General features: G+C 35.8%; 13 protein-coding genes, 1 pseudogene and 1 riboswitch. Of the genes and pseudogenes, 10 read left to right on the plus strand and 4 right to left on the minus strand.

Going from position 1 to position 20,320, the window contains the following annotated elements:
• Window positions 1–303 precede the first annotated feature (303 nt).
• The 3 genes from AC625_RS01510 to AC625_RS01520 all read right to left on the minus strand — a co-directional run bounded on the left by AC625_RS01510 (window position 304) and on the right by AC625_RS01520 (window position 3,242).
• Complete coding sequence (locus AC625_RS01510) at window positions 304–1,353, minus strand: 2,3-butanediol dehydrogenase (RefSeq protein ID WP_049679676.1); 1,050 nt, start codon at window positions 1,351–1,353, stop codon at window positions 304–306.
• Window positions 1,354–1,372: 19 nt separating this feature from the next.
• Window positions 1,373–2,011: a GntR family transcriptional regulator gene (locus AC625_RS01515; protein ID WP_049679677.1), complete on the minus strand. Its 639-nt coding sequence runs from the start codon at window positions 2,009–2,011 to the stop codon at window positions 1,373–1,375.
• 457 nt (window positions 2,012–2,468) lie between these two features.
• Window positions 2,469–3,242 (minus strand): acetoin reductase, encoded by a 774-nt coding sequence (locus AC625_RS01520; RefSeq protein WP_218971228.1) that lies wholly within the window; start codon window positions 3,240–3,242, stop codon window positions 2,469–2,471.
• Window positions 3,243–4,138: 896 nt separating this feature from the next.
• On the opposite strand from AC625_RS01520, the pseudogene AC625_RS01525 reads away from it, so the two are divergent.
• The 5 genes and pseudogenes from AC625_RS01525 to AC625_RS01545 all read left to right on the plus strand — a co-directional run.
• Window positions 4,139–4,828, plus strand: a pseudogene (locus AC625_RS01525) (NADP-dependent oxidoreductase); the annotation flags it as partial.
• A gap of 247 nt (window positions 4,829–5,075) precedes the next feature.
• Complete coding sequence (locus AC625_RS01530; RefSeq protein ID WP_049679679.1) at window positions 5,076–6,185, plus strand: lactonase family protein; 1,110 nt, start codon at window positions 5,076–5,078, stop codon at window positions 6,183–6,185.
• A gap of 750 nt (window positions 6,186–6,935) precedes the next feature.
• Window positions 6,936–7,064, plus strand: a complete 129-nt coding sequence (locus tag AC625_RS26320) for a hypothetical protein (protein WP_425415427.1) — start codon at window positions 6,936–6,938, stop codon at window positions 7,062–7,064.
• 347 nt (window positions 7,065–7,411) lie between these two features.
• Window positions 7,412–7,523: riboswitch (cyclic di-GMP riboswitch) on the plus strand.
• A gap of 272 nt (window positions 7,524–7,795) precedes the next feature.
• Entirely contained in the window at window positions 7,796–9,847 is a 2,052-nt protein-coding gene (locus AC625_RS01540; protein ID WP_180320050.1) for a methyl-accepting chemotaxis protein, read from the plus strand.
• A 167-nt stretch (window positions 9,848–10,014) separates the two neighbouring features.
• Window positions 10,015–12,195 (plus strand): amidase family protein, encoded by a 2,181-nt coding sequence (locus AC625_RS01545; RefSeq protein WP_049679682.1) that lies wholly within the window; start codon window positions 10,015–10,017, stop codon window positions 12,193–12,195.
• A 447-nt stretch (window positions 12,196–12,642) separates the two neighbouring features.
• On the opposite strand, the gene AC625_RS01550 is transcribed toward AC625_RS01545, so the two are convergent.
• Window positions 12,643–13,554, minus strand: coding sequence for an AraC family transcriptional regulator (locus AC625_RS01550; protein WP_049679683.1), 912 nt, complete (start codon window positions 13,552–13,554; stop codon window positions 12,643–12,645).
• Between the two features lie 193 nt (window positions 13,555–13,747).
• Here AC625_RS01550 and AC625_RS01555 point away from each other — a divergent pair, with 193 nt between their 5' ends.
• From AC625_RS01555 to AC625_RS01575, 5 genes are all read left to right on the plus strand, one after another.
• Window positions 13,748–15,871, plus strand: coding sequence for a glycoside hydrolase family 3 protein (locus tag AC625_RS01555; RefSeq protein ID WP_049679684.1), 2,124 nt, complete (start codon window positions 13,748–13,750; stop codon window positions 15,869–15,871).
• Between the two features lie 538 nt (window positions 15,872–16,409).
• Window positions 16,410–17,549 (plus strand): YibE/F family protein, encoded by a 1,140-nt coding sequence (locus tag AC625_RS01560; RefSeq protein WP_425415428.1) that lies wholly within the window; start codon window positions 16,410–16,412, stop codon window positions 17,547–17,549.
• Window positions 17,546–18,325, plus strand: a complete 780-nt coding sequence (locus tag AC625_RS01565) for a YibE/F family protein (protein WP_049679686.1) — start codon at window positions 17,546–17,548, stop codon at window positions 18,323–18,325. The genes AC625_RS01560 and AC625_RS01565 overlap by 4 nt, the downstream gene beginning before the upstream one ends.
• Window positions 18,326–18,459: 134 nt before the next feature.
• Window positions 18,460–19,176 carry a 3-ketoacyl-ACP reductase gene (locus tag AC625_RS01570; protein ID WP_049679687.1) on the plus strand — a complete coding sequence of 239 codons (717 nt, stop codon included), beginning with the start codon at window positions 18,460–18,462 and terminating at the stop codon, window positions 19,174–19,176.
• A 304-nt stretch (window positions 19,177–19,480) separates the two neighbouring features.
• On the plus strand, window positions 19,481–20,278 hold the full coding sequence (locus AC625_RS01575) for a GH25 family lysozyme (protein WP_053177976.1): 798 nt from the start codon (window positions 19,481–19,483) through the stop codon (window positions 20,276–20,278).
• The last annotated feature ends 42 nt before the right edge of the window (window positions 20,279–20,320 follow it).

Raw genomic sequence — 20,320 nt, forward strand, 5'->3', positions numbered from 1 at the left:
TAATAAATAAAAATGTCTCCACTTTAATAATGGGAGTGGAGACAAAACCAATAAAATCTAGAGCTTTTTTAGATTAAAACAAACTTCTAAGAAATGTTCCAAAATAATTACTTCAACTTTATTAAGTTTACTATAGTTCAAGAAATTATCTTCTATAGGAGGTTTCTTCATTAGCTAGGTACGATTGGAACGTGAATACCTTTTTCTGAGTTACTCATGCAGGTAGGTAATACGAAAAGAGCATGGCTGCAATTAGCCATGCTCCTTTATTAAGAATAGATTTATATTAATCTATCAATTGTATTATTTTGCTCCACTCATCGCGACTAAAATTTTAGATTGAGTGTTGTCGTTTGTTAACGTTTCGAATCCTTTATCAACGATTTCATCTAGTTCAATTTGACTTGTGATGATACCTTGTGGATTTAGTTGACCAGAGCTCATTGCATCAATTGTTCTTTGGAAAATTGATGGTGTATAAACAATGGAAGACATAATATTAACACCAGTGTTTGTAAGCTGAATTGGATTCCATTCGATTGGTCTTGCGAAGATTGACACAATCATCATGTTACCACGTGGTTTTGTTACATCAATTGCTTGTTTAAAGGTAGGAGCAACTCCCGCAACTTCAAAGGATACATCAACCCCGTCCGCTACAATCGCTCCAACAACTTGTACAGGATCTTCTTTACCAGAGTTAATTACATGTGTTGCACCTAATTCTTTTGCTTTTTCTAATCGATTATCAGATAGATCTAATACGATAACTTTGCTTGCACCAGATGCTTTTGCAGCGATCACTGTTAATAATCCAATTGGTCCAGCACCAAATACTGCAACAGAATCTCCTAATGTAACTCCAGCATCTTTAACAGCTTGTACAGCAACAGCCATTGGTTCTACTAATGCACCATCTTGTAATGTTAAGTTATCTGCTAAACGATGTACATTTGTTACAGGGACGTTGGCATATTCTGCAAATCCACCGTTTCCATGTAATCCGATGAAGTTGAATCCATCATAACGATCGACATCTTCATGTTTGTTTCTATATGTTAATGTAGGATTTATTACCACACGGTCTCCTGCTTTAAAGTCAGTAACTTTAGAGCCAACTTCTTCGATAACACCAGAAAATTCATGACCCATTGTAAGTGGGGCAACTTCACCTGTTAAATCAGCTTTAGCATCAACTGGTACGAATACTGGCCCTTCTTGATATTCATGTAAGTCACTTCCACAAATACCGGCCCATGCTACTTTCACTTTCACTTCATCTTCTCTTAAAGCTCTTAATTCAACCTCTTCAACTCTAATATCTTTTACACCGTGCCAAACTGCCGCTTTCATATATATTACCCCCATAAAATTAATTAAAATGGTGCCATAAAATAACATCTTTAATAGCTGTTCGGGCCTTTTCAAAATCCGACAATTCTATACACTTAATAAACGTATGAATGGACTCATGATAGGATTCAAGTAGATTCATTTTCCATTTTGTTTGTGCAGCTACATTTGTAACAAATATGGTTTCTTTAAAGAACCGCAGCATCGCAATATTTCCTGTAACCTCAAAAAACAATTCTAACAAGTGGGCAAACGAAACAACATATTCATAAATATTTTCAGCAGACTTTTTTTGCTTCATCGTTTCAAAACGAAGCAATAGTTCATTTTGCAAATTGGTAGTCCATTTTGGTTCACAACTTGTAAGTGCAAAATTCAATAGGGAATAAAGCGCTTCCAAATAATCCTTCAATTCCTGATCCGAAATAGTCTTAACTCTTACACCTTTATGTTGTACTTTTTCAACTACACCATCTTTTTGCAAAAGATAAAGAGCCTCACGGACAGGTGCATGACTTACTTGCAGCTCTTTTGCGATTTCCGCTTCTATCAGTCGCTGGCCTTGTTCATAATAACCAGAAAATATGCGAAATAATAATTGTTCAGCTATTTGTTCTGAAATTGTTTTTTTAGAAATTGAATTTTCACCAAACCCCATCAAACCACTCCAATAAATTTATATCTTTATATTTTAACATAGTTCAGTGTATAGGGTGGCTAGCTAAAGGTGTTATATATTATAGATTATCGATAATCTATAATATATATTTTAATATATAAATTCATTACTTTCAATTAGTTTGTTTTAGGAGTAGTTTTATTATTATCTTTGTACTAATGTACCGATAGGATTGAACCGATTAAATAAGTAGGTATCTAGACTGTTCACTACTAATTGAAGAAAGAAATTGTGATTCATTCGAATTTAAATTAATGAGGGGCTTTAGCAAATAATTGAGGAACTATTTTATATCTTTATATTTTCAAAATTCTAAATCTACTATCATTATTGATGGTGTTTTACGTGCCTAGTCGTTAAGGCTTGAGGAATGTTGTTCACTTTGGAAAGGGACGAACAGCTGTAGATCGTTCGTCCCTTTCTTCATATGAATAGATTAATTGAAAACCATACCACCATCAGTTAGAATATTTTGCCCCGTGATGTAATCGGAGTCAGAAGATGCCAAGAAGGATACTAGGTTAGCCGCATCTTCTGGAGTTTGAGGACGGCCAAGTGCGATGCCTTGAGTGAATTTCGCGAAGGCTTCGCCTTTTTTCGTTCCCATATGTTCCATCATTTTTTCATCAAGTCGTTCCCACATTCCTGTTCCTACAATTCCCGGGCAATAGGAGTTTACAGTAATTTTAAATGGGGCAAGTTCTTTAGCGGCAACATGAGTCAATCCTTTAACTGCGAATTTAGTGGCAGAATAAACACCTAACATTTCAAATCCTTCTTGCCCTGCAATAGAACATGCATTAATAATTTTACCGCCAGTACCCTGTTTTTTCATTTGGTTTGCTGCGGCTTTAATTCCGTAAATTACACCTTTAATGTTTACATCTAAAGTAAAATCTACAGCTTTAGGATCTACTGCTGTTAAAGGGGCAACTTGTCCCTCTACTCCTGCATTGTTAATAAATACATCAACATTACCAAATGTATCTACAGCATGTTTAACTAATCCTTCTTGATCTTCTGGTTTTGTTACATTCCCTACAAAGGAGGTTACATTTACACCTTTATTTTTGAATTCTTTTTCTGTTTCCTTCAAAACTTCTTCATTAAGATCACTTAATACGATAGAAAAACCATCTTTTGCTAATCTCTCAGCTATCCCTCTACCAATACCTTGTGCGGAACCGGTAATAACTGCCACTTTTTGAATGCCCATTATGACTTCCTCCAAATGTATATTTTGTGAAAATCATTCTACACTCAACTAATCGTCTTGAAAACGAACATAGTACTTTAGTGACGAATTTAGATTAATCTTGAATAGTATAAAGCACGAGAAATTTTTTATTCACTCTTAAGATAGAGCCTGCGAAAAGATACATAAGGTTCATTTTTGATGGGGAAATATAGAAATTAATAATTACGGGATCAATATATTAAACAAAAAGGTGTTAGAAGGTTTAATTGCTTACATCTTCAATCATATTTATTTTTAATCTTATTCTAGAATCAGGCGTGATTGTGGAATAGCTTTAGTTGAATAAGCAACAGTTGAAGATGAATATAAAATAGGCTAGGTTCCACTGAAATAGGAACCTAGCCTTTATAATAAACCCACCAACACTCCGCACAGGAGGAGTGTGTGAATAGTTGCTAACATTTTGCTAACGCAATTTCATGAAAAACGGTAAATTCTCGTTATAGATGTTACACCTTTGATTATCAAAAACATTGATTTACCGCACTTTTGGAACACGTCGTTAAAGATATTACACACTTTCACCTTACGGGCGGCATGATGTAAGAACGGCCATACCAAATAAAAAGAAGCTTTTCATAAGTTCATTGAACTTGTGGGAGGCTTCTTTTTTGGTGAGAGACTTAAATCAACATTGTATGTTAGTGGATATAGATAGTACTTAACTTGGGCTAGGCTAGCCATCCTTTTCAACGAAGGTAAATAGCTCGCAAAGATAATTCCTACGGCTATGCAAAATACGATAAATAATTACAGAGTCATCTTTTGTATTTGGCAATCAAAAAATGGTTCTTTCCAAAGTTAGTTGAAAAGAACCACTTTTATGATGCCATAAACATTCGAGTATAATAGATGAGAGTGCCATAGCTTTAAAACCACAAAACCTATCGTTTGTGGAAGCAGCATCAATTCCTTTAGTAGGGCTTACCTCCTATCAGGCGTTACATGATATTTTACAGTTAACTGCTGGACAAAAAGTGTTAATTCCAGCTGGGGCAGGCGGGGTTGGTACCTTTGCAATACAACTTGCTAAAGCAATGAATGCTTATGTTGCAACGACCACAAGCGAAGCTGGGTACAAATTAGTAAAGTCTCTAGGGGCTGACCAAATTATAGATTATAAGACTGAACAATTTGATGAGGTATTACACAACTATGATGTAGTATTCGATACAATCAGTGGAGAAACTTTGGAAAAAGCATTTAAAATAGTGAAATCAGGAGGACAAATTGTTTCTATTGCAGGATTACCCAATGCCCGTTTTGGGAAGAAATATGGTTCTGGTTTTCTAAAAACCAATTTATTCCGAATTGCTACTCATAAAATAACAAAGCTAGAGAAATAAAATAATGTAAAATATACCTTTTTGTTTATGAAACCGAGCGGTGAACAGTTAAAAATCATTACTGAGTTAATTGAATCTGAAAAAATTAATCCTGTAATTGATCGTGAATACCTATTTGAGGAAGCCCAAAAGGCTATGGAATACTCCAAATCAGGTAGAGCAAAAGGAAAAATTATATTAAGAATAAAATAAGTAGCCTCTAGTCAGATTGGTGGAGTCGTTTTATCGGTTGCTCTCATTTTAGGCGGTGCATTTGCGGCTTTAAATACCTTCAGGTGTATTAACACTCATTCTAGTAGCAATTTCCGTTATTGTTGGACTAACATTTCTGGTTAATCAGATGGAAGTCAACTTCTCGTTGTAAAACAATTTACATCAAGTTAGGGAATTGAAATGGCAAAAGAGTCATATAAAATTATGAAAGGAGGAGAGTGATAAAATGCAGATAATAAACAAGGATTATCGTACGAGTGTGAGTATGGTCTACATGATGACTAATAATGAAGTAATGAATCAAATCATTGCCTTTTACAGGGATATGAATGGAATGCTCACTTTTGTTGGGTCTTACCCGACTCATGGTAGAGGTACTGGAACAAAGGAAGTCTCCACTGCAACAGCAAATGATGGAGTCGATCCCCTTACTTCGCAAGGCGCCCTAACTTTGTCCCATGACGGACGTTTCCTACTTGCCGTTAACGCAGGAAGTCATAGTATCAGTAGTTTCATCATAACCGAAAGCGGAACACCTGTCCTCGTAGATGTTAAGCCATCAGGAGGTGCTCAGCCCAATAGTGTGGATGTGTTTGGTACTCTTGTCTATGTTTCCAATGTAGGTAATGCTGCAAATAATTTTTCATCCAATATCACTGGATTTCACATCGATGATAACGGACGTATCACTCCTATTCCCAGATCTACCCACTCTCTCAGCACATTTAATGCCCAACCCGCGCAGGTTCTCTTTACTCCTGATGGCAGTAAAATCCTTGTATCCGAACTTACTTCAAGCCATCTCAGTGTATTCCATGTAAATAAAAATGGGACGATTACAGGACCAATCGTTAATGATTCTTATGGTCAAGGACCATTGGGCGCTTATTTTCTAACCTCTGGAATACTCTTAGTTACAGAAGCAGTTTCAAACGCGCTATCATCTTATTCATTTAGCAACGACGGGATCCTTCATGTGATTAGCGGCTCTGTACCAAACGGATATAAGACTGCTTGCTGGGTTATACCAACGAAGGATGAACGTTTTGCATTCATTACTAACACTTTAAGCGGCACTATCTCCACCTACCGAATCGATCCCAATGGTGCACTGTCGGTGGTACGGGATATTACCAGTACACCGCTAGGTACAACACCAGGTCTGCCGATGGATGTTGGGGTGAGTAAAGACGGAAGGCATTTTTACACTCTTAACGGGAATCAGGGGACAGTGTCAGTATTTAATATCCAAAATGATGGTAGTCTAGCAAGATTGCAGGTTGCTTCCTGGACTAACTTTCCTTACTTTGGGTCGCAAGGTTTAGCTGTTCTTTGATTCTAATGGTTTTTGTGATCTCTTTATTTTTAGATTTCTTGAAGCTATTTTTGTGAAGTAATTCAGTTTCTTTTTTCACTACCATGAAAATAAGTTTCTTCAAGAATAGAAAAATGACAATACTAAAGAAGACCCGGCTCAATCGTAAAAAAAAGAGAAGGGCGTTAATTAATAAGCCCATGGATTAGGGTCAGTATCAGTATTGACATCTCCTACCCATTTTCATACTCTGTGGTGAAGCGCTGATTTTTGCGCTTCATGGATGGTTAATGGAGTCTTTTGTTAAATATTAATAATTATTAACAAGCAGAAAATATGCAAGTTTTTATTCATTTCAGACATGTTTGCCATCAACACAAGGATATCTTGTACCGTCAACTCTTGGACAAAATAGTTTGGTAGTAACATAACTGTTCCAATGGTAACAAAGGAAAATCCATTTTCTTTGATAACTAAAATTGAATGTAATTCCTCTGTTTTATAAGCTACCATGTCCCTACCTTTATTATTCCCACCTCTACTAAACTATTCTCTATTAACAAACCCTACCTTACCTGTGTAATATACATGATATGAAAAAACTCAAACGTGCAAGCATTCCTATGCTCCTTGCGCGTATTTTGTGTTTCGTGATCACAGTAAATGGTCGTAAAACGTTCATTCGGCGCAATTGGTACATTTCTAACTTGACGTTCACACAATGTATATAATATAAAATCGTAATGATTACGATTATAAGGAGTGTTATAAATGAAGATTTCATTTGCAACGGGGCTAAGCATATTAGCTATCAGTTCATTACTAGTAGGGTGTCAGACTTCAGATTCATCCAAAGGGGAGTCTGCTGATCATGAAACAACATCATCATCAGTTACCTGAACTGGTAGAAAGCCTTTTTGTATGGGACATGGGGCGGGTCTTCGCAATTTCATGATATAGCCAATCTTCTTATCAAGTATACCTATATCTGGCTTCGCACCGCCGCCATTGTGATTAGGTGAGTGTAGCGTTATACACGATTTAGCCTACATAGTAAATGGTGGCGTTAGAACGCCATATGCGTTTTGTATGTTTGCAGTAACCTGAATAATTTAAAGCAATCTTAGTTGCTTCAATAAAGAACAATTTTTGCAAAATAAAAAGTATTGTTTTATTTCGCGAAAATTGTTGAAGTTTGTAGAATTATGTGAGATTATAATAAAATGTGATTTTAGATTGGTGTTTATGGAATATAAAGGCAAACTACTCCGAAAGGATAGGACGCAAAGCCTAGGGTCTAAGGTTTAGGTTGGGGGTCGAAAGTCCCTTGATCTAAACTATGATCGCCTGGTTACCAAATTTGTGGATTAATGTTTATTAATATCCTTTGGCTATTCTATGGTACATAGAGTAGTCTTTTTTTTTTGCAATACTAGTTTCCAGAAGTGAGAATTTGTGAATCATCAACAAATCTGGATTGTTTTTTAGTGAATTGTGAATGTAGGGTAATAACTTTGCTAAAAAAATATTTAATAAGGGATGAGAAATTATTGAAGTTAACGATTTAATAGCTATGTAACAGTAAGGATCTTATGTTTGCTTCGAGTAAAAAAATGGAAGGTTTTGGTAAAGTGAAAAATAAAAGATTTTCATTTAAAGCAAAGTTTTTAATTAATTCTTTATTACTATCATTAGTACCAATCATCTTTATTGGCTTTTTAGTTAATAAAACAGTTAGTGAAAAAACCGAGAAGGATTATATCAATTCTAGTGAAAGAGAAATTAAACAGGTAGACAATGGAATTTCCTTGTACTTTGAATCTATTAGGGAAAATGTCAATTTATTAGCTACCACCCCTGCCGTTTTAAATGCTGATTCAAGCATTGCCTCCTATAAAGATATAGCAGGAGAAGGCTCAATTGACATGACCCCTTCAGCAAATGGGGAGAAAGAGAAAGCAATATTTGATATGCTTTCTCAATTTGGTAAGAGCCATCCTAATGCAGCTTATGCTTATATGGGGACATCGGATGGAGGGTATGTTCAATATCCTGAGGGTCCTGTGCCAGCTGGTTTCGATCCCAGAGAACGTCCTTGGTATACTACGGGTATAGAAGAACCAGGGAAAGTAAAATTAACAGGCGCCTACGCCGCAACTGGGATAGAAGGAATCATTGTAAGTAATGTAGTTGCGATTGAAAAAGGCGGAAAACAAATCGGGGTGTTAGGTCTAGATGTTAGTTTAGAAGGTTTAACGAGTATTATTAAGGAAATCAGTATAGGAAAAAATGGCTATGTCATTCTAGCGCAAGGAGATGGAACAATCATTGCAAATCCAAAAAATTCTGATTTGAACTTTCAGCCCATTTCTAAGCTAAATGTTCCCGAATTAAAAGATTTAAGTAAAGATGGCTCTTTTGAAACAAAAATTGACGGAAAAGATTATGTATTAAACACAATCTCTTCAAAAAATGAAGGCTGGAAGTATATCGCTGTTATTGAGAAGAGCGAACTTTTAACTACTGCAGATTCTATACGCTCGACGATTTTCATTATAGGCGGGATTTTCGCTGTTGTATCTTTATTAGTTTCCATTGTCGTTAGTTTGAGGATAACACGAAGCATCAAAAGTATTAGTGATTTATCCTTAGCTATGTCTAAAGGTGATTTGACTCAATTAGTCACGATTAAGTCAAATGATGAAATTGGAGATATGGGGAAGAATTACAATATTATGTCTAGTAGTTTAAAAGAAACAATTAAAAAGATTTGGTTTGAATCTCAAGCATTATCAGCTACATCTGAGGAACTAGCTGCTTCTTCCATTGAGAATCAAAAAGCCTCCAATCAAATAACTGAGTCAATTCAAAGTGTTGCCACCGGAACAGATGAACAGAACGCTGCAATGAAGAATGCAGTAGGTATTATCAATGAAGTATTTAAGCACGTTGATGATGTTACACTGAGTATGAAAAATGTTAGCAATTCCATCCATTATTCAGCTGAATCCGCTAAACAAGGTAGTGATGTTGTTAACCATACCGTAAAGAAAATGGGTGAAATAGATAAAAATGTAACCTCTTCTGCTGAAAAAATTAGTGTATTAAATGAGAAATCGAACGAAATTGGCCAGATAAGTTTGATCATCCAGTCCATTTCAGAGCAAACGAACTTATTAGCTTTGAATGCGGCAATTGAAGCTGCAAGAGCTGGTGAACATGGGAAGGGATTTGCGGTAGTGGCAGATGAAGTACGAAAACTTGCTGAGCAATCCAGCCATTCAGCATTGCAGATTAATGAGATTATTAATGATATTAAAGATGGCATTGAGGATTCAATGAGTTTCGTAAATCAGGGGGCAACCTCTGCTAAAGAAGGAATGAAACTTGTTAATGAAAGTGGAAAAGCCTTTGGAGAAATTAAGGATTCAGTTCTAGCTGCTACAACAAAAATATCTGAGGTTAGCCTCGCGATGGATAACATGAAAAAACATATAGCAGAAGTTGTAACCCATATAGAGGAAGTTTCAAAAACGAGTTTAGAGGTAAACGAACATTCACAAAATGTTGCTGCATCCTCAGAACAGATGAGTGCTTCAATGGAAGAGGTTTCATTAGCATCTCAAGAGTTAGCAAGAATGTCATTAGAATTAGAGGAAGTTATCCAGCAATTTAAACTGTAATATTATTATTTCTATCAGCAAAATGGCTGAAAAGATTGCTAGATTATCTAACATAATCTTTGACCAAATGTATATCGTATTTTTAGTCTATGTAAAATGTCTTAAAAAAAATAGAGAGATAGAAGAGTTTAATCATTAATTAGGAATTATATTAGGGGGGAAACACCATGTTTAAGACGATATACAAGTTTAAAACTTTGATAGCTTTTATTTTAGTAATAACCATGCTTCCTTTGGTAAGTGTTTCTGCAGAAGAAATCAAATTTGACCCATTTGAAAAGAGTATTAGTGAAATTTCCGAAGCATTAAATAACAATCAGATTACCTCTGAGCAATTGGTTAAATATTATCTAGAGCGTATAGAAAAATATGACAAGCAAGGTCCAACGATTAATTCAATCATTACTATTAATGATCAAGCTTTAGAGATTGCAAAGCAATTGGATGCAGAAAGACAAAGTGAAGGCTCAAGAAGTATTCTTCATGGTATCCCAATCGTTGTTAAAGATAATTTTGATGTAATAGGAATGCCTACGACAGCAGGCTCAGTAGCATTAAAGGATGCTTATCCTACAGAAGACGCTTTTACGATTCAAAAACTTAAGGATGCAGGGGCAATTATCATTGCAAAAACAAATTTATCAGAGTTCGCAGCATCATATGGCAGGTTAGGATACAGCTCATTAGGTGGCTTAACTCTAAATCCGTATAATCTAAATCGAGATGCTTCTGGATCAAGCAGCGGATCTGCTGCGGCAGTTGCAGCAAATTTTGCCGTATTTGGACTAGGGACAGATACATCTGGATCAGTCAGAGGACCAGCTAATGTTACAGGACTAGTTGGTATTAGACCGACACTTGGTTTAACAAGTCGTAGCGGAGTAGTTCCGTCCTCGTTAAATTTTGATACTACTGGACCATTAGCGAAGTCTGTGGAAGATGCAGCCATTGCATTAAGTTTTATGGCTGGTGTTGATGAGAAAGATGACAAAACTTTGCTTGCAAAGGATCACATTGTAAAAGACTATAGTAAATTATTAGATAGCAAGGCTTTAAAAAATGCTCGAATCGGAGTAGCTAGTGACTTTTTTGGAGATAACGAAGAGGTAGACTCTATTACCAAAAAGGCACTAGAAAAGATGGAGAAAATAGGTACAGAGCTTATACCAGTTTCTTTCTCAGAAAAGACGAAATATCTTTGGACACCTATTATTGGCCCTGTTAATGACGCGGATTTTAAAGTTCAATTAGAAGAATATCTAAGTCAACTTCCAGAGGGTCAGCCGAAAACTCTAGAAGAAATTATTAAAATCAGTGAATCTCCAGAGGTCTTGAATTCATCGACTCCAGTAAATCCAGCGCGTCTGGAAGGTCTAAAAAACTCTATGGTACAAGCAGAGTTTAAGGACACACCAGAATACAACAATATCGTAACGAAAGAAATGTCTGAAGTACGTCATGAAATCGAAACAATGATGGAAGAAAATGATTTGGATGCCATTGTTTTTCCAACGTTGTCATGTCCAGCTTCACCGAGATTTGATAAGGAAGATCCTACATATGTATGTGAAGCATATGACACGTATGCTGCGGGTTATGTAGCAACGGCGACAGGGTTCCCTGAAATTACCGTGCCTGCCGGAGCTACGAAAGAAGAGGTACCTGTTGGGATTTCTTTCTTAGGTTTGGCATATAGTGAACAATCTCTATTCGATTTAGCTTATTCTTTTGAACAAGCAACCGATGCTAGAACTATACCAAAAACAACGCCTAATTTCCAAGATGATTTCGATGGTAAAACTACATTTAAAGATGTAACTTCCTTTGTAGATGAGATTGAGTATTTGGCTGATAAAGGAATGATTAAAGGATACGAGGATGGAACATTTAAACCAAATGAACCAATTACTCGTTTGCAAGCTATAGAGATCATTTTAAGAGAAAAGGGAATTACGGATTATTCTAGTGTTCTTAATCCGGGATTTATTGATGTGAAGCCTGGTGATTATGGATATGAAGAGATTGCGAAGGCTGTTGAATTAGGTATTATCAATGGAAATATAAATGCCCAAGGTCAAAAATATTTTGACCCTGCCGGAAAGTTAACCCGATCACAAATGGCTAATATCCTAGTGCTGGCTTATGACTTGAAAGGAACTTATCCAGCAGATTTCAAGGATGTCCCAAAAGGATACTGGGCATATAATTCTATATCGATACTGGCAGCAAATAATATTACCGCTGGTTACAAAGATGGAACGTTTAAACCAACTATTAATCTATCACGTCAACATTTTGCTGCTTTTATGGCTCGATGTCTAGATGATACATTTAAACCTTCAAAGTAAAAGTTGAATATAAATTTTTAGAGGAAGAAACACGAATTAGACAAAAATAATAATATAATTTAGGCTTCCCATAAATAATCCAAATTTATGAGAAGCCTTTTCTTCTTAAATTGGAGATTATAATTGTAAATTAGTTATATCGTATAAACATGAAATTTACGGGGGAATTGTTGAAGTGTTGTAAATATTATTTTATATTTCTAAATGATTTATTAGTTGAAAATAATTATTGTTATACAAGGTTTCTGTGTAAAGGGAAAACAAAATGCTAACATTTTGTTAACTCAATCAAGTGAAAAACTGTAAATTCCCGTTAAAGATGTTACATCTCAGATTCAGCAAAACCTTAATATACCGCACTTTTAGAACATATCGTTAAAGATATTACACACTCTCAACTTACGGGAAGCCTCTTTTTCATTTCTTAAGTTACGTAGACGCATCTTACTATAAATTTTTATATTCTCTTTGTAGTTTTTTTGGAGAAAGGTTGTATTCTTTTTTGAAGAGTCTATAGAAACTAGAATAATCAGGAAAACCGCATTTTAAAGCAATTTCCTCTATGGAGATTTTATTTTGTTTAATCATTGTTACCGCAAAAGATAGGCGCTTTAATGAGACGTAACGGTAAAAGGGTAGGTTCATATTTTTTTTAAAATAATGAGAAAAATAGTATTTATTTAAATGAAAATAACTAGATATATTATCTAAACTTAAATCTGGCTCTGTCAAATGTGATTCAATGTATTCTAATATAGATACGAACCTTTGGTCTAATTCTTCCTTGTTTCTAAGGTGGGGCATACTACTTGCGGGTTCGAAGATAATTTGAAGTGCTTGAAATAATTGATAATTTAATGTGAAGGAAAAATTCTTTTCGCCATTTTTCATTCTATGAGTCATTTCATCAAGTAAAGAAATGATATCTTGAAAGTTTTTTGAATGTAGGTGTAATACATAAGAACCTTGTGTCTTTTGATTAACCATATTCTCTTTCATAGATGGTGAACTAGATAGAAAGTCTGCCATTAAATGCTCACTAACGCTAACAATTATGCGCTCATAGTTATCGATACTCTTAACATTCGCTTTATGAACAGCATAAGGAGGGATTACCACAACATCGCCTCTCCGTAAGGAATATGTTTTTCCTTCACAAAAGAAGTCACATTCTCCATCTAAAAATACAAGAATCTCCAAAACATCGTGCCTGTGCAATTGAAATAAAGCCTCTAATTGGGAAAAATCCTTTGCTGATTCGTTATATTTCTTGAGCCAATCATGAGCTTGGTTTTTTTTGCTAAAGTAATGAATTTCAAAACCTTGATTTATTACTGGAATAAGAACAGATTGCTTCATTTGGTGTCAACCTCTCGCATAGCAATAATTACAATATTTTTAGCAACAAACGCCATTTATTTTTAACTTTTTGTTGTTATTATAACAGTATAAAGAAAGCGATATCAAATTTATTATCCATGGTGTTTGCATGATAGATAGATTCTTCTCAAGGGCATAATGAGGAGAAAGCCAAGTTAAGGAGGCATTAAAAATGGAATTTAACCATAAACAACCGGAATTAGAAGTCAGAGTCAAGAACATCATTGAAGTGGATGGGTTAAAATTTAAAGATTTGAATAACAATGGGAAACTAGATCCTTATAAGGATTGGCGTTTAAGCCCGAAAGAGCGTGCAGAGAACCTTGTTTCATTGATGAATATTGATGAAAAGATCGGTATGATGCTGATTAATACGCGTAAAATGGGGCTTTCTCAGGAAGATAAGGAAAAGACAAGTCATGATGGTATATTAGATGAAGCGATTGTGGAAAAAGGGGAAAATATATTCGCCGCATCAAAAATATATGGAACAACACATACCATCGAGAAAAGGAATTTAAGACACTTCATTTTAAGAGACAACTTTAGTCCAGCAGAAATGGCCGAGTGGATTAATAAAATGAATGAAGTTGCTGAGGGAACCCGTTTAGGTATTCCTTGCTTGATTACATCTAATTCAAGAAATGAAAATGCAGAACCTATTTTTGGTATGAATGATGCAGGTGGAATTTTCTCTACATGGCCTGGAACCCTAGGACTTGCAGCGGCAGCACAGGGAGATATTAAAAACGGTGGAGATGCATCACTTATTAGCGAATTTGCTAAAATCGCTCGCGAAGAGTGGGATGCTGCGGGTATCAGAAAAGGTTATATGTACATGGCGGATACTGTTACAGATCCAAGATGGCAACGAACGTATGGTACATTTGGAGAAGATCCAGCATTTATTTCTGATGCTATTGGTCGCCTTATCGACGGATTCCAAGGCGAGGAATTAGGGAAAAATAGTATTGCAATGACAACGAAGCATTTTCCTGGTGGAGGAGCAAGAGAAAATGGATTTGATCCTCATTATAAAGAAGGGAAATGGAATCTTTACCCAACTCCAGGAAGCTTAGAAAAATATCACTTACCACCATTTAGAGCAGCGGTGGAACATGGTACATCATCTATTATGCCATATTATTCTATACCAAGTATCAAGAAGAGTGTGGTACAAGAGTTCGAGGGTGAAGACATTCCATTCGAAGAGGTAGGCTTCACATTCAATCACTATTTCATTAACCATATTCTAAGAGGAAAACTTGGATTTAAAGGCTATATCAATAGTGACAGCGGCATTGTGAATAATATGAGCTGGGGCGTAGAAGAATTAAGTGAGGCTGAACGTTTTGCTAAGGCAGTCAATGCTGGGACAGATATCGTTGCTGACACAAATGATATAGAAAATCTTAAAATTGCTATTAGCAAAGGCTGGATTAGCGAAAAGCGTATTAATGAAGCGAATGTACGACTCCTTACAGAAATGTTTACTTTAGGTATTTTCGATGATCGTACATATAATTCGCCAAAAGAGGCTACAGCTGTAGTTAGCAACACAGCGAATTGGGAAGCAGCTTATGAAGGGCATAAAAAATCTGTAACGATCCTTAAAAACCAAAATGAGACGTTACCATTAACAGCTGAAAAGCTTAATAATAAAAAGATTTATGTAGAAGTATTACACAAGGAAGTAGAACGAGCAACAAAGTATACTGAAAAGGCAAGAAAAGAATGTCAAGAGCTCAGCCAATTTACGATGACTGATAACTATGAAGAAGCTGATGTAGCGATCATGTTCTTACATCCGAAATCTGGTTCTTATTTCAACGCGACACCTGGACTATTAGAGCTTGAGGTTTGTGAGGATAAAGTAGTGTCAGCTTTAGATGGCTCACTGTATCAGGAAACGACTATAACTGGTATGGATCATCTAAAAGAAGTGACCAACAACCTCCATAGCCGTGGTGGAAAAGTCGTTATCAGTGTTAATGTAACATTGCCATGGATACTTGGAAATATTGAACCAATGGCAGATGCATTAATCGCTGGATATGATACCTTCTATAATGCACAGCTTGAGGTTATCGCAGGTAATAGTAAACCAGTAGGTGTTTTACCATTAACATTACCAGCGAGTGAAGATGTAATTGCGGTTCGTCAGAATGGTGAATGTGTGTCTAGAAACGATGTACCGGGCTATGATAAGGACAAGTATATGCCTAAAGGACTCAGCTATGCATATAAGGATAGTGATGGTAATATTTATAAGCTTGGTCATGGACTAAGATATTAATCAATTTCTATAATCCCTTTTAGATAGACTTGGACAAAGAGACCATAGTAATATGTCCCTTTACAGTCTATCTGAAGGGGATTTTTCTATGGAAAGAAAAGGACAAGCCTTAAAAACATCGTTCATTTGTAGAACATATATTTTAAGTCAAATTCCAATATTTAGACATGATTTAAATTTTATTTAGGTCTACTATATGAAAACCATTTGGGAAAGTATAAAACCTAAGATTGTATAAGTACGATATGTTTGGGCTATCTAAATAATTGGCTGGAGAGAGGTTTTCTTGACGGTTGAAATATATTCCTGTTAATCTAAACCCACTGCAAACTTAAGTGTGTTTAGGTGAGGCTGTAACTGAGAACACTTCATTTTTATAAAATGATGGTTATTGCACTTGGTCCCTAACAACTCAATTTATTGGCAGTAAAATCCCCATCATAAGGCAAAGAGAATTGTAGGCGGGGAATGGAACCCCTCACTGATTGAAGTTTCACTTGATCCACTGGGTTCCATCATGATAGTTGGAGGTTTTTTCTTGAACATACTTATAACCAAGTTTAAAGAGTTGTCTTACAAACAAATGGTCTTATTCACCTTAATAGCTGTTTGTTTTGTCGCCTCTGTCATTTTTGTTCATCACAATTATTCGTTCTATGAGCTCCCAATAGCCAAAGTGATCAAAACCAATCTGGAAGATACGACTGAAATGATTGATATGCATAATAATAAAGATCATCTTTTCACACAGCAGATAACAGCCGAAATAAAGAACGGGGAAAATAAAGGGAAGATCCTTCATTTAACTAATCAGTATTCATCATCTGGAGCTTATGACCAAGAGTACCGTGTTGGTAACGAATTGTTTGTTTCGATTGATACAAACAGTAAAGAAAATACAGAGTTAACGGGATCTATAAAAGACGTAAAACGTGATAAATTCGTTTTATATATAGCATGGGTTTTTATCTTTATTTTACTTATCGTTGGAAAAAAACAAGGGCTGTTTTCGATTATAAGTTTGGCAGTTAATGCGGTTTTATTATCTTATGCATTGGATATCTATTTGCATGACCCAGAAACGAGTTTGTTATTGATTTGCAGTATAAGTGTTATTTTATTTACTGTCATTTCTTTGTTACTCGTTAATGGTTTTAATGATAAAACATATGCCGCTATTATTGCGACCTTGTTGGGAACTTTTGTTTCGTTGTTCATTGCCTATCTTGTTATGTGGGTAACCTCTGGAAAAGGCCTTAGATATGAAGAAATGCAATATTTAACTCGGCCTTATCGAACGGTGTTTATGGCAGGGGTATTCATCGGATCTTTAGGTGCCGTAATGGATATAGCCATTACAATGTCTTCTTCTATCTTTGGATTGTATGAAAAGAATCACAACATATCAGTAAAAGCACTTAAAACATCAGGTATAGATATTGGAAAAGATATTATGGGACCTATGACAAATATTTTGTTTTTTGCTTATATAAGTGGTTCTATACCAATGCTTATTTTGTATTTAAAGAATGCTTCTCCATTGGGATTTACACTTTCCATGAATCTTTCATTGGAATTGGCCCGTGCTCTAGCCGGAGGTATTGGCATCGTGTTGACGATTCCGATCGGTCTATATACGTCTATTTATTTTGTTAATCGAAAGAGGGCAAGATCATGAATGTATTAGTCTGGCTGGCAGCCATTTTATTGATATTGATGCTACTTATTGGTGGGAAAAAAGGAGCACGGTCTTTTATTTCTTTATTCTTAAACTTTGGTGTGCTACTTCTTACCGTCCTTTTTATGACAGATCCAAATGCCAATCCGATTATCTTAACATTGATTGCATGTGCAGTGATTAGTTGTATTAATCTATTTTATATTAATGAAGTGAACAGTAAAACAATTACTGCATTTATTTCTACTATTATCACAATTGGTATTTTACTTTTTTTTATTAACATTGTGGCAAAGAATGCTTTGATTCAGGGATTTGGTGAAGAAGAAGTAGAGGAACTGGGCGTATTTTCCCTTTATATTGGCGTAGATTTTGCTAAAATTGGGGCTTCCATGATTATTATGGGTACAATAGGTGCCATTACTGATGTTGCCATTTCCATTACATCTCCCATGCGTGAAATCTTTAATCACAATCCACTAATTAGCAGGAAAGATTTATTCACATCTGGATTAAGTATTGGGAAGGATATCTTAGGAACAACTACAAATACGTTATTTTTTGCCTTCTGTGGGGGCTATCTGGCATTGCTTATATGGTTTAAAGATTTATCTTATTCTGTTGGAGAAATCGTAAATTCAAAGTTATTTAGCGCCGAGATGATATCTATACTTTATGCAGGAATTGGTGTAGCTTTGGTTATTCCAATTGCTTCCTGGATTAATGCGTATTTTTTAGTGAAAACAAGAGAAAAAAATAAGATATCTAATAATTGAACAGACAAAAGGCTATTGTCAAAAATCAACAGAGTTAATGAACAAAGCCTAATTCGTGAAATGTGTTTACTTACACTTTATTTCAAAAAAGGTTAAAATAAACGTATCTCATCAAAAGTAAAGGAGCAAAAAATATGCAATCGATCACAGGAAAAATAGCGTTAATTACGGGAGCAGGGCGTGGGATTGGCCGTGCAACAGCGATAGCTTTTGCCAAAGAAGGAGTACATGTAGGCCTAGTTGGACGTACGCTTGAAAATTTAGAACAAGTAGCAGAGGAATTAAAACAGTATGATGTGAAGGTAGCATACGCTTGCGCAAATGTAGCGGATTTAGATTCGATTACAACAGCGGTTGAATCCATTCGTGGTGAGCTAGGTGCCATCGATATTTTAGTAAACAATGCTGGTATTTCAAAATTCGGTGGCTTCATGGACTTAACGCCTGAAGAATGGACAAATATTATCGATGTTAACGTCAAAGGTGTGTACTACACAACACGTGCGGTATTACCGGAAATGATTGAGCGCAACACAGGCGACATCATTAATATCTCATCAACAGCTGGTCAAAAGGGTGCACCTATCACAAGTGCATACTCGGCTTCAAAGGCTGCGGTGATCGGACTAAGTGAATCATTAATGCTTGAAGTGCGTAAGAAAAATATTCGTGTGACAACGTTAACGCCAAGTACAGTGGCAACAGATATGGCTGTGGAGCTAAACTTAACAGATGGCAATCCAGAAAAGGTGATGCAAGCAGAAGATTTAGCAGATTTAATGGTGGCACAGCTAAAACTTCATCCACGTGTTGTCTTAAAACATGCTGGACTTTGGTCAACGAATCCTTAAAAGAATGATTCGAAATATCAAGACGCTATCCAATGTATGTTGGATAGCGTCTTCCTTTTTGTGATTTAAAAAACTTTGATGTAGGTACGAATATGAAAAAAGGATGATAGAAGGTTTGATGATAATGGATATCTTTACATAACGAAGAGGGCAGTGGCTACCATTTTATTTATGTTTTTTGTGAGTAGCCGATTTGTATGGGAATCAGGGGGACTGGCTCGTTTAAAAAATAATCATTAGTGAGTGTGACGCCCAATCGAGTAGCTTTTTTTCGAATAAATTATGAATAAGGGAGGGACAAGCGATGGAAAAAAATCAAATTGTAGACATTTCACACTATCAACCTTCTAATAAAATAAATTGGGAAAAGGCTGCTAAAGAAGTCGCCTTTATGATCATCCGGGTCCAGTACGGATCTAGATCAATGGATAGCGAATATAAAAATCACGTAGCAAATTGTAAAAAATACGGTATCCCATTTGGCCACTATGCATATGCTCGTTTTGTTAGTGAGACTGATGCAAAGGTAGAAGCCAATGACTTTCTAAATCGTATTGATAAAGAGGCTAAATTTCTCGTTGTAGATGTAGAAGAAAAAACGACTTCTACGGCTGCGCAAATGGTACCTGCTACACAAGCATTTATTGATGTTTGTAAAGAAGCTGGATGGAAAACGGGGCTATATACCGGACATCATTTTTACCAACCGTACTCTATGGATCAAGTGAAAACGGATTTTTTATGGCTACCAAGATACGGGACAAACAATGGATTAAAGCAAACGCAACCTGATTACCCTTGTGACATTTGGCAATACACGTCAGTTGGGAGAGTTAGCTGGTATGAAGGGGATCTTGATCTAAATGTTTTAAATGGCAATAAATCACTTGAGTGGTTTATTGATATTGATCAAAAGGAGGGTGTTAAAGTGGTAGCTAATATAGATGATATTACAGGGCATTGGGCTGAAAAGTCTTTGGGAAAGGCAAAAAAGGCAGGCATTATGATTGGCTATGAAGATGGCTCCATGAGGCCGAATGAACCCGTCACAAGGGCACAATTGGCAGTTATTCTAGATCGATTAAAATTGCTGGATAAGTAGTCAAAACGAGCATGTTCCAAAGTGAAGTACCTTCGTGAGATT

It is taken from the genome of Peribacillus loiseleuriae (assembly GCF_001183985.1).
GTDB lineage: Bacteria > Bacillota > Bacilli > Bacillales > DSM-1321 > Peribacillus > Peribacillus loiseleuriae.

Coding starts and splice junctions, on each gene's coding strand:
- AC625_RS01575 (WP_053177976.1), top strand. CDS start 19,481: ATGGAAAAAAATCAAATTGTAGACATTTCACACTATCAACCTTCTAAT.
- AC625_RS01555 (WP_049679684.1), top strand. CDS start 13,748: ATGGAATTTAACCATAAACAACCGGAATTAGAAGTCAGAGTCAAGAAC.
- AC625_RS26320 (WP_425415427.1), top strand. CDS start 6,936: ATGAAGATTTCATTTGCAACGGGGCTAAGCATATTAGCTATCAGTTCA.
- AC625_RS01545 (WP_049679682.1), top strand. CDS start 10,015: ATGTTTAAGACGATATACAAGTTTAAAACTTTGATAGCTTTTATTTTA.
- AC625_RS01530 (WP_049679679.1), top strand. CDS start 5,076: ATGCAGATAATAAACAAGGATTATCGTACGAGTGTGAGTATGGTCTAC.
- AC625_RS01570 (WP_049679687.1), top strand. CDS start 18,460: ATGCAATCGATCACAGGAAAAATAGCGTTAATTACGGGAGCAGGGCGT.
- AC625_RS01550 (WP_049679683.1), bottom strand. CDS start 13,554: ATGAAGCAATCTGTTCTTATTCCAGTAATAAATCAAGGTTTTGAAATT.
- AC625_RS01565 (WP_049679686.1), top strand. CDS start 17,546: ATGAATGTATTAGTCTGGCTGGCAGCCATTTTATTGATATTGATGCTA.
- AC625_RS01515 (WP_049679677.1), bottom strand. CDS start 2,011: ATGGGGTTTGGTGAAAATTCAATTTCTAAAAAAACAATTTCAGAACAA.
- AC625_RS01510 (WP_049679676.1), bottom strand. CDS start 1,353: ATGAAAGCGGCAGTTTGGCACGGTGTAAAAGATATTAGAGTTGAAGAG.